This is a genomic window from Alteromonas sp. G4i35 (assembly GCF_054960375.1).
In genome coordinates this window covers 1-18387 of the sequence record NZ_JBHNZD010000017.1, presented here as the reverse complement: position 1 = coordinate 18387, position 18387 = coordinate 1, and the positions used below count along the sequence as shown (strand labels likewise).

Here is an 18387-nt window from a genome sequence, read left to right as displayed (position 1 = left end):
GCCTAAAAGCTACACCTAAAGACAAGCCCAAAAAAGCAAAGCTGACTCAACGAGTTCTTGCCTCTCATTTTATCCTTTCTTATTTTTTTCTCTGTTAATTAGTTTCTGTTGCGGATGCTTTTTCAAAAGCACATATGTAGCACCAAAGCCTCCGTGCATCGGTTGAGCCGTATGGTAAGCAATGACTTCGTCTAGTTCTCTTAGCCAATGGTTAACATAACTTTTTTTCAAAGCGGGAAAGGGTTTGCTATTTTCACCTGTTCCATGTTTTATGAGCAGTGCACGAACCCCGCGTTCGTGACTAGATTTAATGGTGCTATAAACCAGGTCTCGGCTTTGTTCTAAGGTTTTCCCTGAAAGTGTTACGTTGGCCTCTAGAGGGTATTTACCAAGGCGAAGTTTTTTAAAAACGCCGTCTTGAATACCGGGCTGCTGGAAGTGTATGAAATCATCAGGGGGTACCGGCTTTACACCTTCCATGCTCAGTGGATTAGCGAGTTTTTCGCGGACGCTTAACTGCCTAGCCGCTCGTTTTTGTTTTTCAGCGAGCGCCTTTTCAGGATCGTGTAATAAAGCCTTATCATCTGAAGCGATTGGTTTTACATCTTGCATTTCTGCAAAAAACGAATCGATATCGTCGTTTTCAAATTGGCTCATATTAATCCCCGTATAAGCTACTTCTCTATCTTTTATACGCTATTTCTGCCCCGTTGGTCTATGGAGCATAACCGCTCGATATATCACCGGGCGCAACGAACAGCAGCACCGTCGATTGCAGTGTAATTATAAAGTGGGGATTAAATTCTAAAAATCATCGTTTAGTAAATGGCACCGGGTTCCGCTAAAGCTTCAATAGCATCCCACTCTTCTTCAGAAAATGGGCACTGCTCAGCTGTTTCGGCACAACTATCAGCGTTATCAGGTGGGGGGAAATCGAAAGTCATAATGCTCTCCTGTTTTGAAGAGTATTACTTAAATTGGCTAAATTACAACCAAAGTATAATAAATTCTTCAATATTACAGGCGACGGTGTGTATAAGCATCTTTACTAAAAAGCAGAAACGTTGCGCAATTAATGGCGTCCCCAGCTGGAATCGAACCAACATCTAAGCCTTAGGAGGGCCTTGTTTTATCCATTAAACTATGGGGACCTAATGCGTAGGGAGTTTTATTATACGTAGTTCGGGAAAATACGAAACCCTTTGTCAACAAGGTGCAGCGCTATGAGAAGAATGTCTCTGTCATTGACGTGAAAGTAATGTGTCCATGGCCTGGTTTTCTAATGCATATAAAAAACCCTCGTAGATACGAGGGCTTTGGCTATGGTCAGCGTATTTTTAAATATCCGTAGGTGGAAGTTTATCAATCGCCGTTTTCAGTACCTCTGATTCGGTAGGAGATGTCGCGCCCACGTCACTTCCGCTTTCTTTAGTTGTGTCAACTGCTGAGTCGCTTGAACTCGTCGTTGAAATGCTCTCAGAACCTGAGTCAGTCGAAGTAGGCTCTGTTGAGGGAAGAATCAAATCTTCCGGAGGAAGGTCAATGTCCACAACATCAACAGTCACTTCAGTAACAGGCCCAGTAGTAACAATATCGCCTTCTTCAGGGAGGGTGATTGTGTCTTCTGGTACTGTTCCGGAGGTGATAGGTTCTGGCGCTGTACTTTCTGGTGTAGAAAGCTCAGGCGAAAGCGGGCTTGTACCCTCGTCCGGCGCGGTGGGCACAGGACCGCCAATATCAACCGTATCAAGCTTAGTGCCAGACAGGTCGATAGTATCTCCTCCACCAAAACCATCGCCCACAGTGGTACCAAGTGTGCTCACCTCGTCTTCAGGTAGCGTAATGATATCTGGTGTACTCTCTACTGGCTCCGTTATCGCTGAAGGCTCGCTCATAAGCGGTGCAGTAGGCTCGTTCTCTGGTGTTATCAGTCTAGTTTCAGCGTTTAGATCGACTGTTTGAAGCGTTTGCCCTGTTAGGTCAATGACGTCAGGTGCTGTAGGCTCGTCAGTAACCACGGTGCCGCTGCTATCTGATGCACTTACAGACTCAGATGAACTGCTCATTACCACTTCTGGTACACCTTCACCAGATGCCGTTACAAACACGTTAAATTCTGCCTGTTCGATAGTGCCGTCTGGATATTCGATACGGTAAGTAAAAGTATCCGTTAAGGTTCCACCAAACACGGCTTGCGTGTTGTCCGGGGTATAAGTGTATGCGCCAGTTTCATCAATTTGCAGCGTACCGTAATCACCCACTAACGTAATGCCGCCAGTCGCATCTTGGAAGGTTGTTCCATCAGTAGAAACGGTTACGTCGTATGTTGGGCCAAACAGTATATCGTTTTCGAACAGATTGCCGGTGGCGGTTTGTACGCCGCTAACTTCAAACTGGTCAAGATAGTTGATGGTAGAAGACAGGTCTACACTAATACTTCCGGCTACGCCAACGCCAGTTGTACCGCTCATCGACAGACGGTACAAACCTTCAGTTAATCCGTTGACGGTAAGCACGGTATCGCCGTCAATGCCTAATAAGCTAATCAACTCGCCATTAGGGAAAACCCTGTACGCTTCCCACGCGCCGTTTTCAAACTTTTCTACGGTAACAGTAAGGCTTGAAACCAGTGACAGTAGGCTGCCGTTATCAACGTTTAACGTAATATCTTGAGTTGTATTTGTTGCAACGGCAAATGTACTGCTGGTATCGCTAAAGCTGCCCCCTAGCCCCAATAAATAGCCATGAGAAAGTGCATCTAGGTCACTAGGGCCCGCTTCCGAAACAAAGTCGTAGGTCAATTCAGCACGTGCCGAGTCTGCGGATACGCCTTGCCCTGATAGATTGAAGTTCAAGTTTGCAGTAGACGTATTGGCGCCATCTGAAATGGTGTAGCTAAAGCTATCTGTATTGCCTAAGCCGTCGCGAACGCCGTTGGCTACATAGGTGTAGCTGCCGTCTTCGAAAATAGTTAAGTTACCATAGTCACCCTCAATGGTTATGCCAGATAAACCAGTACCCAATACAGTCACTGACTCTCCATTGGTATGAGTAACTTGAGTAACAACGCCTCCTTCGGCAATACTGTCACTAACGTCGCCTGAGCTAGCGGCATCGATAACATTACCTGATGTGGTAATGCTGCCCGCAAACGCATACTCGGTTAACGTTGAAGTCACATCAGTTTGTTGCAGTAAGGTGAGCGTGTTGCTAAGTAGTGCCTCGGCGACTGCATCGAGCGCTACGTCGACCAGCAAACTTAGACCTAACTCGTTAAGACCCGTAGTGATTCTGCTAACTAAATCCGCTGCGCCAATTGAATCAGCCGTGCTAAGAGCAGGTTCAAGTATGAGTGCCCGTACTATAGTTCCTAGTCCAAGACTGTTCAGAACACTGGCATTAGTGCCGTTCAATGCGTCTTCTACAGCAGTTAAGACTGCATCCTGATTCTCTTCACCAAGAGCAACGCCACCGCTACCTAACTCCGTCAACGTAATTGAGCCGTCGCTGTTTTGGTCAAACAAGGTTTCTAAAGCGCTCTCGTCATTGCGCACAACAACCGTATAGTCTCCAGCGGGTAGTCCCGAGAATTTAGCAACCAGCGTATTGTCACCTGTTAACCCCAGAAGATTAACGCCTGCGACATCTCCAATTAACGGGTTATCAGGAGTCATAGCTGTAGCGACTACATTGCCACTAGAATCCACAATTTCAATAATGTAGGCATCGGCAACGGCAACGAGAGCCTCTTGGCTAACTTCAACCAATATTTCACCGAAGAACCCAGGGTCAACCGTAAGCGTGGTACTTGCAGTTGGAGAGCCCGCAGCAGGCGATCCTTCTGCTAAACCAATGACCTGTAAATCACTGTCGGTGACAGGGGCATTAACGATAGCAGTTTGCGCACCGAGCTCCATATCATTACTGTCGTTTTGTGCGACAACTGGCGGGAAGTCACTTCCCGAAATAGTAATGGTGAGCGCCGCAATATCAGAGGTTTCACCATCTGACAAGGTGTAGTTAAATACTTCATCTTGTCCAATAGCACTGCGGTCACCATCGGCGGTATAGGTGTAAGTACCATCTGCGGCAATTTCAAGCACGCCATAGTTACCTTGGATAGTAACCGTTCCTGTGGCAGGAACCACAACACTGTCGCCTGATGCGTTAGTAATTAGCGTCACTTGAGCGCCGTCTAAAATGGTATCCGCACCCACGCCACTTAGATCACCGTCAATTAGGTTACCTTGCGCCACTAAATCACCTGTGTAGGTGTATTCCGTCAATGTGGTGGTGATATCAGTGTCTTGCAAAACGGTTAACGTATTACTGAGTAACACGTCAGCAAGAACAGCAGCGATATCGTCTAAGAAACCTAACAATCCAAGATCTGTGAGTGGACCCGTGAGCGCTCCTACGAGGTCTCCTGCACCGATTACAGTAGTGGTATCTAGAACTGTTTCTAAAATGCCTCTTACTTGTGTGCCTACAGTGCCTAGCGGAATGCCTAGAATACCGCCGTTCAACGTTGTTTCGACCGTATTAAGCACGACATCCTGGTTTTCAGGCCCGAGGACCACACCCGCTGTGCCTAGTTCATCAAGGTCAATATCGTTGCTGTTGTCGTTGTCTAACAAGTCTTCGAGTAAGTTTTCATCGTTGCGAACAACCACGCTATAAGTGCCTGCAGCTAGACCTGCTAGCGAGAAGGAGATGGTTTCATCCCCTGAGACATTGAATATTTCAAGTCCGCCAACGTCCGTAAGTTGCGAGGCAGCGCTGACTCCTTGATAGACCAGCTGGCCACTTTCGTCGTATACCTCGACTATGTAGGCATCGGCAACAGCAACAAGTGCAACTTGTTCTACTTCTATGAGCACTTCACCCACATTATCAGGCGATACCGTAAATGAGGCGCTCGCATCCACGCCACCTGTAGACTCTGCTAAGCCTATCACCTGCACGTCGCTGGTGGTTTCCGGTGGATTTACAGTAACCACAGGTTCGCCCATATCAACGGTGTTACCGTCGTTTATCGCATCGAGAGCCTGTACGACAACATTCTGACTTGCTGTGCTCGCCGAGTTACCTGCTTCGTCGGTGACTGTTGCCACCACCGCGTAGGTACCTGCTGGTAGCGCTGTGCCTGTTAAATCAAGGCTCCAATTACCGCTGCCATCAATGGTAAGTTCAGGGTCAGTGCCAAAGGTATAGGATGTGCCATCAACGGTAACGGTTAGGGTAGTATTGTCACCAAGATCAACCGTTCCATTGAAAATAAGCGTGCTATCGCTAGTAATAAAGTCTCCAGCCACCCCAGAGTCGTTTGAGATACTGTCGAACGTTACTGTCTGACCGTTATTGTTTTCATCAATACTGGTGTCGATAACAACGGTACCTGTGTCAGTTGCAACATTGCCTACCGCATCTGTGGCGGTAACCACAGCCGTGTAATTGCCTTCAGCAAGCAGTGCGACGATATTGTCAGCCAGTGTCCACGTGCCGTCACCATTGTTGGTAGCGGTGTAATCATTGCCGTCAATGGTCACCACCACAACCGCATTGGGGTCGTTCACCGTACCGGTAAGCTCAGGCGTGGTGTCGTTGGTGGTCAGATCGTTTATTGCAACGGTAGGCGCGGTGGTATCAATAACCACTGTACCTGTGTTGGTCACCGTATTGCCCGCGGCGTCTGTCGCGCTTACCGATGTTGGATAGCTGCCTTCAGCGAGTGTAGCGACTACGTTATCAGCCAACGTCCACGTGCCATCACCATTGTTGGTAGCGGTGTAATCGTTGCCGTCAATGGTCACCACCACAACCGCATTGGGGTCGTTTACCGTACCGGTGAGCTCTGGCGTGGTGTCGTTGGTGGTTAGATCGTTTATTGCAACCGTAGGCGCGGTAGTATCAATAACCACCGTGCCGGTATTGGTTACCGTGTTGCCTGCGGCGTCTGTAGCGCTTACCGATGTTGGGTAGCTGCCTTCTGCTAGCGTAGCAACTGCGTTGTCAGCCAACGTCCACGTGCCGTCACCATTGTTGGTAGCGGTGTAATCGTTTCCGTCAATGGTCACCACCACAACCGCATTGGGGTCGTTCACCGTACCGGTAAGTTCAGGCGTGGTGTCGTTGGTGGTAAGATTGTTTATTGCAACCGTAGGCGCCGTGGTATCAATAACCACTGTACCCGTGTTGGTGACAGTATTCCCCGCGGGGTCCGTTGCAGTAACAGATGTTGGGTAACTGCCTTCTGCTAGCGCAGCAACTGCATTGTCAGCCAATGTCCAGGTGCCATCACCATTGTTGGTAGCGGTGTAATCATTACCGTCAATGGTCACCACCACAACCGCATTGGGATCGTTCACCGTACCGGTAAGCTCAGGCGTGGTGTCATTGGTGGTTAGATCGTTTATTGCAACCGTAGGCGCGGTAGTATCAATAACCACCGTGCCGGTATTGGTTACCGTGTTGCCTGCGGCGTCAGTCGCGCTTACCGATGTTGGATAGCTACCTTCAGCAAGCGTAGCGACTACGTTATCAGCTAACGTCCAGGTGCCATCACCATTGTTGGTAGCGGTGTAATCATTGCCGTCAATGGTTACCACCACAACTGCATTCGGATCGTTCACCGTACCGGTAAGCTCAGGCGTGGTGTCATTGGTAGTAAGATCGTTTATTGCAACGGTAGGCGCGGTGGTATCAATTACTACAGTACCAGTGTCGGTATCGGTATTACCCGCATTGTCAGTTGCAGTAACAGATGTTGGGTAACTACCTTCAGCGAGTGTAGCGACTACGTCATCGGCCAGCGTCCACGTACCGTCACCGTTATTGGTAGCGGTATAGTCGTTGCCGTCAATGGTGACTACTACAGTAGCCGTTGGATCATCAACCGTACCCGTTAGTGCAGGCGTAGTATCGTTTGTCGTCACGTCATTGATGGTTACAACAGGTGCCACGGCGTCTACCGTGTCAGATGCCGGCCCACTGGTGTTGCCCGCTTCATCAGTAGCCGTTGCCGTTACTACAATTCCATCTGCTAATGGTGTATCTGGCGTTACGCTCCAATTGCCGTCGCCATCAGCGATCACGGTGAAATCTGGCGTGCCGTCTCCGTCTCCGTCTACATCCACATTTACCGTTGCGCCCGCTTCGGCTGTGCCGGTAATTTCAGTGCCGTTGCCCGCTTCAACGGTAGGCGCTGCTGGTGCTGTGGTATCAATGACCACTGTACCAGTATTCGTACCCACATTACCTTCTGGGTCGGTTGCAGTAACCGTTGCGGTATAGCTACCTTCAGCAAGTGCCGCCACCGCATCGTCAGCCAGTGTCCACGTGCCATCACCGTTATTGGTGGCGGTATAGTCGGCTCCATTGATGGTAACAACCACCGTGGCTGTTGGGTCGTCAACCGAACCAGTAAGTGCCGGCGTTGTATCGTTTGTTGTTAAATCGTTGAAGGCAACTACTGGTGCAGCCGCGTCAACCGTGTCTGAGGCTGGGTTGCTAATGTTACCCGCTGCGTCAGTTGCCGTTACGGTCACAATTACGCCATCGGCAAGCGGTGTATCAGGCGTAATGCTCCAATTACCGTCGCCATCAGCGATGACGGTGAAATCGGGCGTGCCGTCGCCATCCACGTCTACATTTACGGTTGCGCCTGCTTCAGCGGTACCGGTAATTTCAGTGCCGTTGCCCGCATCCACAGTAGGTACCGCAGGTGGTGTAGTATCAATCACTACGGTTCCTGAATTTGAACCCACATTGCCATCGGCATCCGTGGCAGTAACGGTAGCGGTATAGCTACCATCTGTAAGTGTAGCCACTGCATCGTCAGCCAGGGTCCAACTTCCATCGCCATTGTTAGTTGCGGTGTAGTCCACGCCATCAATGGTCACTACTACGATAGCACTTGGATCGTCAACCGTTCCGGTTAGCTCTGGCGTAGCGTCATTAGTGGTTAAGTCATTGATTGCAACGACTGGCGCAACAGCATCTACTGTATCTGACGCTGGTGCACTGACATTGCCAGCTTCATCAACCGCTGTTGCCGTAACGACCACGCCATCGGCTAGTGGTGTAGTGGGTGTTACTGACCAATTTCCATCGCCATCAGCGATGACGGTGAAGTCTGGCGTGCCGTCGCCATCTACGTCCACATTTACGGTTGCGCCTGCTTCGGCAGTACCCGTAATTTCAGTGCCGTTGCCTGCATCGACGGTAGGCGCTGCTGGAGCAGTGATATCAATCACCACAGTACCAGAGTTAGTTCCAGTGTTACCGTCGGCATCAGTAGCAGTAACCGTAGCGGTATAGCTACCTTCAGCCAGCGCGGCAACGATATCGTCAGCCAGTGTCCAACTGCCATCACCATTGTTTATAGCGGTATAGTCTGTACCGTTAATGGTAACGACCACGATGGCGGTTGGATCGTCTACCGAACCGGTAAGTGCAGGCGTGGTGTCATTAGTCGTTAGGTCGTCAAAGGCAACGATTGGCGCAACAGCGTCTACCGTATCAGAAGCCGGGCTACTCGTATTGCCAGCTTCATCGGTTGCGGTTGCCGTGACAACCACGCCATCCGCTAGCGGTGTTGTGGGTGTTACTGACCAGTTACCATCGCCATCAGCAATCACTGTGAAATCAGGTGTGCCATCACCGTCAACGTCTACGTTTACGACAGCGCCTGCTTCGGCTGTGCCGGTAATTTCGATACCGTTGCCTGCATCAACAGTAGGCGCAGCTGGCGCAGTAGTATCGATAACACCGCCATTTTCGTTTGCGGTTGCCGTATTACCCGCGCCATCTGTTGCACTTGCGGTGACCGAATAATTACCTTCAGATAAGGCTGCTGGCACATCTACAGAGAAGGTGCCATTAGCTTGAACAATGGCGTCAAATGTTTGGGTGTTTCCTGCACTATCGGTAACGCTGATGGATACGGTGCTGCCTGGCGCAATATCTGTAGTACCGGAAATGGTCGGTGTGGTGTCGTTTCCTGTACCAAGCGCGTCCAAGGTTAGGTTTGGCACGGCTGTATTGATATTGCCGCTGGTAGTATCAGACGCCGAGTTTCCAGCGGCATCAGTGGCGGTAGCAGTAACATCGAAGTTTCCGTCTGCCATTGCATTGGGCACATCGGCGCTGAAATTACCAACGCTATCGACAATAGCCGTAAATGTCTGTTCTGCTCCCGCGCTGTCGGTGACGGTTATGGTCACTGAACTACCTGGGCTTAAATCGGTGCTACCCGTGATCGTTGGCGTGGTATCGTTACCTGTGCCTTGTGCATCTAAATTGATCGTCGGCGCGGTAGTGTCTACGCTACCGTTTGTTTCAGTGGCAGTTGTCTCATTACCTGCAGGGTCCTGGGCCACGGCGGTAACGGTATACCCTCCTTCAGCCATAGGGCTTGGCACATCGACCGAGAAACTGCCGTCTCCCTGAACGGTTGCATCGAAGGTTTGGCTTACACCTGCATTATCCGTCACAGTAATCGTTACCGTAGCACCTGCAGGCAGGTCAGTATTCCCTGATATTGTAGGCGTTGTGTCACTGTCTGGGGCTAGTGTATCTAACGATAGAGTAGGGGCTGTCGTATCAATAACGCCTGTATTGTCTACGACGGTAGTGCTATTACCCGCTTCATCACTTGCCGTGGCTTCAACACTGTATGCACCTTCTGCCAAAGGCGCAGGCACATCCACTGTAAAGTTTCCATTTACATCAACCGTAGCTGTGAGGGTTTGAACATTTCCGGCGCTGTCAGTTACCACAAGCGTAACTTCACTACCCTGCGCAAGGTTTGTGCTACCAGATAGGGTAGGCGTTGTGTCATTGCCTTCCTCAAGTGGCGTTAATGTTAGTGATGGTGCTGTAATGTCTATGTTTCCAGCATCACTGGCTGTTGCTGTATTACCTGCCTCATCACTGATGGTAGCGCTTACCGTGAAGTCGCCTTCAGCTAAATCCGTACCTGGGGAGATAGAGAAAGAACCATCGGCCTGTACCACTGCGCTTAAGGTCTGGGTCGCACCAGCGCTATCCGTTACCAAAATAGTGACCACAGCGCCCGCAGGTTCATCGGTTGTACCGGTAATGAGTGGCGTCGCGTCGTTAGTGGTATCGGCAACATCTATAGTAAGTGTAGGTACTAGAGTATCAACTACGCCTGCTTCGTTATCGGTTGTACTGTTGTTTGCTTCATCGGTGGCGGTTGCTGAAACAGTGAAGTTTCCTTCAGCCATCGCCGCTGGTACATCGGCAGAGAATACGCCGCCCGCGCCAACCAATGCAGAGAACACCTGTGTATTGCCCGCACTATCAACAACCGTTATTTGCACTGTAGAACCTTGCGGTAAATCTACAGTACCGCTTATGGTTGGGGTTGAGTCGCTAACTGTACCTGGCTCGTCCAGCGTAATAACAGGTGAAATTGTGTCTATTAGGCCGGTTTCAGCATCGGACGCTGTATTGCCAGCTTCATCAACAACGGTAGCCTGAACTGTGTAGCTACCCTCAGCCAAAGTGGTGGGTACGTCTACGCTAAAAGAGCCGTCGCTTTGTACGGTTGCTGATAAGGTTTGTATATTGCCAGCGTTATCGGTGACGGTAATTGAAACCGTGCTTCCGGCTGGCTGGTCTGTTGTTCCGCTAATGGTCGGTGTTGCATCATTGCCTACACCCGGATCTGCCACATCAATAGCCGGTGATGTGGTATCTACCACACCGCCAGTTTCGGAGTCAGAGCCTGTATTTCCGGCTCCGTCAGTCACCTCTGCGACAACTGTGTAGCTACCTTCGGCCAGGTCTGACGGTACGCTTGCGCTGAAGGTGCCATCTCCTTGTACGGTTGTAGTAAAGGTTTGAACTGCTCCAGCACTATCTGTCACTGTTAAAGTGACGGTGGCACCAACTGGCGCGTTAGTTGTACCTGAAATAAGAGGGGTAGCGTCGTTTGTCTGGCCAAGGGCATCTAGGGTAATTTCCGGAGCGCTTGCATTAATATTGCCGCTATCCGACACTGTCGTGCTATTGCCCGCAGCATCGCTCGCACTGGCTGTTACATCGTAATCGCCATCAACAAGCGCGCTGGGTACTTCAACTGAGAAAGTGCCATCCGCGTTTACCGTAGCGGTAAGGTTCTGTACATTACCGCCTGCATCGGTGACAACCAGTGTAATTGTTGCTCCCTCTGGCAAGTCGGTAGTACCGCTCAAAATTGGCGTTGCGTCATTGCCGCTGGCCACTGGATCTAAGTTGATAACAGGTGGGGTGGTGTCAACTGTACCGTTGTTATCAACCGCTGTGTTTTGATTACCTGCATCATCAGTCGCCGTCACTTCTACGGTGTAATCGCCTTCTGCAAGGTCAAGGGGCACATCAGCGCTAAAGCTACCGTTCGCTTGAACTATGGTAGTGAAAGTTTGCGTATTGCCCAGGCTATCAGTCACGCTAATGCTTACAGTGTTGCCCGCAGCTAAGTCGCTGGTTCCCGATATAGTCGGTGTAGCGTCGTTGGTTGGGCCTTGTGCGTCTAACGTTATGGTGGGGGCTGCTGTGTCTATGACACCGTTATTATCTATTGCCGTTGCTGAATTACCCGCATCGTCAGTCGCAGTGACAGTCACACTGAAACTGCCTTCAGCTAAATCGGCAGGAACATCAGCACTGTAAGTACCATCGTTTTGAACGGTTGCAGTGAATGTTTGGGTATTTCCAGCGTTGTCTGTCACGCTTATGCTAACTGTGTCGCCAGCATTGAGGTCTGTGGTGCCAGAGATAGACGGCGTTGCATCATTGCCAAGCCCTTGTGTATCGATAGTTATAGATGGATTCGTTGTATCGATGTTACCGCCATTTTCGGTTACCGATGCACTGTTGCCAGCGCCGTCTGTGGCGGTCGCAGTAACAGAATAGTCACCTTCAGGTAAGCTTGCAGGAACATCAGCCGTAAAGCTTCCATCACCTTGCACTACGGCACTGAATGTTTGTGTGTTTCCAGCACTGTCAGTCACAGTTAGCGTTACAGTGCTACCTTGCGCTAAGTCGGTATTACCTGAAATGGTCGGCGTCGTGTCGTTGCCCGAACCAAGAGGGTCGAGGGATAGGGTAGGCGCGGCAGAGTTTATGTCGCCGCTCACTGTATCTGTAGCAGTATTGCCTGCAGCATCAGTGGCCGTTGCAGTAACGTCGAAGTTTCCGTCTGCCATAGGATCAGGCACATCTGCACTGAAGTCGCCATTACCATCAACAGTTGCAGTAAACGTCTGCACAGTGCCAACACTGTCAGTTACTGTGATAGTTACTGTGCTTCCCGCGGCTAGGTCGGTATTTCCGCTAATGGTAGGCGTGTTATCGTTACCTGTACCAAGCGGATCCAAAGTGATAACAGGTGCTGTGGTATCTACGCTGCCACCCGTTTCAGAATCAGAACCTTGGTTGCCAGCCGCGTCTTGAGCGGTTGCGGTAACCGTATAGTCACCTTCAGCTAGTGGTGAAGGTACGTTGGCTGCAAAACTGCCGTTGGTTTGTACAGTAGCGGCAAAGGTTTGCGTGTTACCCGCACTGTCGACCACCGTTAGTGTGACAATGGCGCCAGCTGGAAGGTTTGTGGTGCCAGAAATAGTTGGCGTAGTGTTATTCTCTGGCGTTAATTCGTCAAGGTTTAGCTCAGGTGGCGTGATGTCGATAACACCTGAATTATCGAGAACCGACGTGCTGTTGCCTGCTTCATCAGTGGCAGTAGCTTCAACACTATACGAGCCTTCAGCAAGGGCCCCGGGCACATCAACCGTAAAGTTTCCTGCAGCATCAACTGTTGCTGTAACCGTTTGAATGTTACCTGCACTATCTGTGATAACCAAGGAGACCACGCTACCTTCGGCTAGATCTGTACTTCCCGAAATGGTTGGCGTTGTGTCGTTGCCTAACCCTTGAGGGTCTAAGGTTAGGGTAGGCGCTGTGGTGTCTATGGTGCCTGTTGCATTGGCTGACGCACTGTTGCCAGCATCGTCGGAGGCCGTTGCGGTAACCGTATAGTCACCCTCGGCCAGTGCAGTTGGTACATCAACAGTAAAGTTGCCGTTTGCGTCAACCGTTGCGGTCACAGTTTGCGTATTGCCAGCGTTATCGGTGATCGACAGCGTTACGCTCTCACCTGCTACTAAGTCCGTAGTGCCTGAAATGGTCGGCGTAGTATCGTTATTTGAACCCAGCGCATCTAGTGAAATAACGGGGGCGACAGTATCGACGATCCCGTTATTGTCGGTGACAGAGGCACTATTTCCGTTGCTGTCTGTAGCGGTAGTGGTTACTGAGTAATCACCTTCGGCAAGAGGCGCGGGGACATCAGCACTAAAGTTACCGCTCGCATCAACAAGTGCAGTAAAGGTTTGGGTGTTGCCTGCACTGTCAGTGATAAAAAGCGTCACGGTTGAACCCGCGGGTAGATCAGTCGTACCCGAAATGGTTGGTGTAGTATCGCTAACCGTAACTTGCGCATCTAGTGTCAGCGCAGGGGCACTGGTATCTAACGTACCGGTATCAGAGGTGGTGGTTGTATTTCCTGCATCGTCTGAGGCACTTGCTGTTACCGTGTAGCTACCATCCGGTATAGCGTTTGGAACATCTGCGCTGAAGTCACCATTCGCGTCCACAATGGCGTCAAAAGTTTGTGTATTGCCTGCGCTATCTGTGATGGTTAACGTTACCGTGCTTCCCGGTGCTAAATCAGTGCTGCCCGATATGTTAGGCGTTTCATCGTTGCCTGTGCCCTGCGGATTTAGCGTAAGTACAGGGGCGGTGGTGTCAATATTGCCACCGTCCTCAGTTGCGGTTGTTGAATTACCTGCATCATCTGTTGCAGTAACTTCGACGCTGTAATCTCCTTCAGGCAGTGGAGACAATACCTCTGTTGCAAAGTTGCCGTCAGCATCAACCAATGCGTTAATGGTTTGCGTGTCACCATTGCTGTCAGTTACGGTGATCACAACGACAGAGCCTTCAGGTAAATCTGTATTACCTGAAATAACCGGCGTAGTGTCATTACCTGAATCTAACGGGTTAACGGTAACAATAGGCGCTTGTGTATCAATACTTCCATTTGTTTCGTTTGCCGTCGCGGTGTTGCCTTGTGCATCGCTTACTGTTGCCGTAACGGTAAAGTCGCCTTCAGCCAGAGCGCTAGGCACATCGGCACTGAATGTGCCTTCTGCTTGCACGGCTGCTTGGAAACTTTGCGAGTTACCATTGGCATCTACCACAGTAATGGTAACCAATGTGCCAGGTGCCACGTCGGTAGTACCTGTGATAGTTGGGGTAACATCGCTGGTAGCGCCTTGTGTATCAAGGGTTAACAGCGGCGCTTCGCTATCTACATTACCTGTTGTATTGGCATTCGCGGTATTGCCTGCACTGTCGGTTGCAGTGGCAGTCACAGTAAAGTCGCCGTCAGCTAGTGCGTTTGGCACATCTACACTGAAGCTACCATTTGCATCGACCAAGGCATTGATAGTTTGCGTGTTTCCAGCGCTATCTGTAACGACAAGCGTTACCGTGCTTCCTTCAGGAAGGTCAGTGGTGCCTGAAAGCGTAGGTGTGGTGTCACCCGTGCTGCCAGGGTTTTCTAGGGTAAGTGTAGGCGCGGTGGTATCTACAACGCCGCCATTGTCGGTTACTGTTGTCGTATTGCCATCGCCGTCAGTTGCGCTGGCGGTTACGGTGTAAGCTCCATCAGCGAGCGGAGTGGTAACATCTGCACTAAATGTTCCGCCTGTGCCTACAGTCGCGGTAATCGTTTGCGTGTTACCTGCGCTATCCGTTACGGTTAAGGTAACCGTACTTCCTTCAGGTAAGCTGGTGGTACCTGAAATAACGGGCGTGCTGTCATTTGTCTCGCCTTGCCCATCTAGCACTAACGTGGGTGCATTGGTATTAATGTTACCCGTTGCGTTGTCTGTAACGTCATTGCCTGCTTCGTCTTCTGCCGTGGCGGTAACCGTATAGTCTCCGTCAGCCAGTTCTTGCGGTACGTCGACAGAGAAATTACCGTTAGCATCGACTAAGGTGTTGATGGTTTGCGTGTTACCTGCGCTATCAACGACGGTTAGCGAGACAACACTTCCTTCAGGCAGATCGGTGCTGCCCGATAAAGTTGGTGTGGAATCGTTACCAGAACCCACTGGATTTAAAGATAGCGATGGTGCGGTTGTATCTACAATGCCGCCGTTTTCTGTCACGCTAGCGGTATTACCATTTTCATCGACAGCGGTTGCTGTAACGGAGTAGTTACCTTCTGCTAATGCGCTAGGTACTTCAGCGCTAAAGTTTCCGTTTTCATCAACAACGGCTTCAATAGTTTGCTGATTACCTAAGCTATCGGTGACGACCAGTGTTACCGTGCTACCTTGTGGCAAATCTGTCGTGCCACTAATAAGTGGTGTGGTGTCGTTGCCAATGTCTTGTGGGTCAAGCGATAGCGTTGGTGCTGCGGTATCAATATTGCCCTGTGTCGATGCAGAGTCTTGATTACCCGCATCGTCAGTGACAGTGGCGGTAACGGTAAAGTTGCCGTCGGCAAGCTCTGCCGGCACGTCAACAGAGAAAGTACCGTCATTTTGGACAAGAGCGTCAAAGGTTTGCGTATTGCCTGCACTGTCTGTAACAGTGATTGATACACTGCTACCCGGTGCCTGGTCTGTGTTACCTGAGATGGTTGGCGTAGTATCATTAGTACTGCCTTGAGCATCTAGATTAACCAGCGGCGATGTAATATCGATATTACCGCCAGTTTCCGTTGCCGTTGCAGTATTGCCGTTGGCGTCGGTCGCTGTAGCCGTTACGCTATATTCACCTTCAGCTAATGGATTGGGCACATCAGCACTGAAATTACCAGAACCATCTACCGTTGCCGTAAATGTTTGCGTATTGCCAAGCGCATCGGTAACAGACAGTGTAACAGTGCTGCCAGCGGGTAAATCGGTAGTACCTGAGATAGTAGGCGTGGTGTCGTTGTCATCACCCAGTGGGTCAAGGGTTAAGCTTGGCGCATTGCTGTCCACTGTGCCAGTTTGTGACGTTGAAGCACTATTTCCCGCAGCATCGGTGGCTGTTGCTTCAACAGTGTAGTCGCCGTCAGCGAGTTCAGCAGGCACGTCTGCGCTAAATTCGCCATTCGCGTCTACTGTGGCAGTAAAGGTTTGACTGTTTCCAGCACTATCGGTAACGGTAAGTGTAACCGTGCTGCCTGCTTCCAAGTTCGTAGAACCGCTAATTGAAGGTGTCGTGTCGTTACCTGTGCCAAGTGGCTCTAGTGAAATGGTGGGGGCTTGCGTATCAATGTTGCCGCCATTTTCAGTGACAGTCGTTGTATTGCCTGCCTCGTCTGTTGCACTGGCCTCTACGGTATATTCACCCTCAGTAAGCGGCGTTTGCACGTCGACGCTAAAGTCACCGTTTTCATCAACGATGGCATCGATAGTCTGCGTGTTGCCCGCACTGTCGGTCACTACAATGGTTACTGTTGAACCAGGTGGTAAATCGGTAGAGCCAGAAATTGTTGGCGTGGTGTCGCTGCCGTCAGTTTGTGGGTCTAGAGAAAGCGCTGGTGCGGTAGTGTCTATGTTGCCACTGTTGTCGACAGCGGTAGTTGTATTACCCGCTGCATCAGTTGCTTCGACAGAAACCTCATAGTTGCCTTCTACTAGCACTTCTTCGACATCGGCGCTGAAATTACCATTTTCATCAACAACGGCGGTAACAGTTTGCGTATTACCCTGACTATCGGTGACGGTAATAGCGACCTCGCTGCCCGCTGGTAAATCTGTATTACCTGATATAGTAGGTGTTGTGTCGTTAGTATCCGTTTGCGGGTCGATGTTCACAATCGGCGGGGTGGTATCAAGTACAGTAGTGGCCGTGGCGGTAGAGCTATTGCCATTTTCGTCTGTCACCGTCACTTCAATCTCGTATTCGCCCTCTTCAGAGCCAGGAGGGAATGCAACATTGAAGTTGCCATTCTCATCTGTTGTCCCCGTTATTGTCTGGCTGTTGCCGTCGCTATCGGTGATAACAACCACAACCTCTGAATTAGGGGCGTCTGACGATCCCCCTATGCCTTCACTACCGTTGGTAGGAGAGCCGGTTTCAATGACAACATTAGGGCCTTGAGTATTAATAACGGCATCGATAGACGTTGAAGCGGTATTGCCCGCCACATCAGACACAGTAGCGGTTACCGTGAAGTCGCCATTTGCGAGTGCTTGTGGCACTTCAGCACTGAAGCTACCGTCTTCTTGCACTGTTGCAGTAATGGTTTGCGTAGTGCCATCTGAATGTACGATTTCTAGCGTGACTATCGCACCCGGTTCTGCGTCGGTGTCGCCATTTATCACTGGCGTGTCATCATTGGTTGAGCCAATAGGATCAAGGTTGATTATCGGCGCCGTGGTGTCAATTTCGCCAGTCACTGTGGTGGTAGAACTGTTGCCTGCTGGTGTTGTTACAGTAACATCTACCGTGTACTCGCCTTCGCTAAGTTCCGCTGGCACATCTTCGTTGAATGTGCCGTCAGCGCCCACTGTAGTAACGATTGTTTGTTCGTTACCCTCGCTATCTGTAACAACAATGACGACTTCACTGCCAGGAGGGGCATCGGTTTCACCAGACACGTTTGGCGTAGTATCGTTCGTTGGCGCAGGTTGATTTACGGTCGTCGAAGGACTTGTAGAATCGTAATCGCCGCTTGCTGTTGCTTGTGCTGTGTTACCCGCACCATCCGTCACCTCGGCAGTTACGCTGTATGTACCCTCAGCCACCGCATTTGGGACTTCAACGGTAAAGGTACCATCGGCAAGCACAGTGGTGGTAAAGGTTTGAGTAACGCCAGCACTATCGGTAACGGTAAGGGTTATCGTGCTTCCGGGCACGGCATCCGTTAACCCCGAAAGTGTGGGTGTAGCATCGCCATTTATTCCTGGGTCGTTTAATGAGATGGTTGGCGCCGTCACGTCGATAGCACCCTGAGCGTCAGCATTGGCCGTATTGCCTGCTTCATCAGTCACGGTGGCGTTAACGGTAAATTCGCCTTCAGCTAGTTCAGCCGGTACGTCAGCGCTGTAAGTGCCGTCAGCCTGCACAATGGCGGTCACGGTTTGAGTAACGCCTGCGCTATCGGTAATGGTTAACGTAACTGTGCTGCCAGGGGCGGCATCGGTAGTACCTGAAAGGGTAGGCGTGGTGTCGTTACCAGCCGCTATGGGGTCGATAGTGATCGACGGTGCGGTAGTATCAATCTCGCCGGCAGTATCTGTGGTTGCTGTGTTGCCCGCTTCGTCGGTCACGCTGGCGTTAACCGTAAATTCACCTTCAGCTAATTCAGCAGGT

General features: G+C 50.5%; 3 protein-coding genes and 1 tRNA gene. All 4 read right to left on the bottom strand.

The features are described 5' to 3' along the window. Positions 1-69: 69 nt before the first annotated feature. Positions 70-657, bottom strand: a complete 588-nt coding sequence (gene smrA, locus ACFI6L_RS12240; protein ID WP_014948576.1) for a DNA endonuclease SmrA — start codon at positions 655-657, stop codon at positions 70-72. A gap of 161 nt (positions 658-818) precedes the next feature. Next, complete coding sequence (locus tag ACFI6L_RS12235) at positions 819-944, bottom strand: hypothetical protein (RefSeq protein ID WP_014948577.1); 126 nt, start codon at positions 942-944, stop codon at positions 819-821. A 132-nt stretch (positions 945-1076) separates the two neighbouring features. After that, positions 1077-1151: transfer RNA gene (locus ACFI6L_RS12230), tRNA-Arg, on the bottom strand. 186 nt (positions 1152-1337) lie between these two features. Beyond that, a partial coding sequence (locus tag ACFI6L_RS12225) for a BapA/Bap/LapF family large adhesin (protein ID WP_462574105.1) occupies positions 1338-18387 on the bottom strand: 17050 nt, incomplete at its 5' end.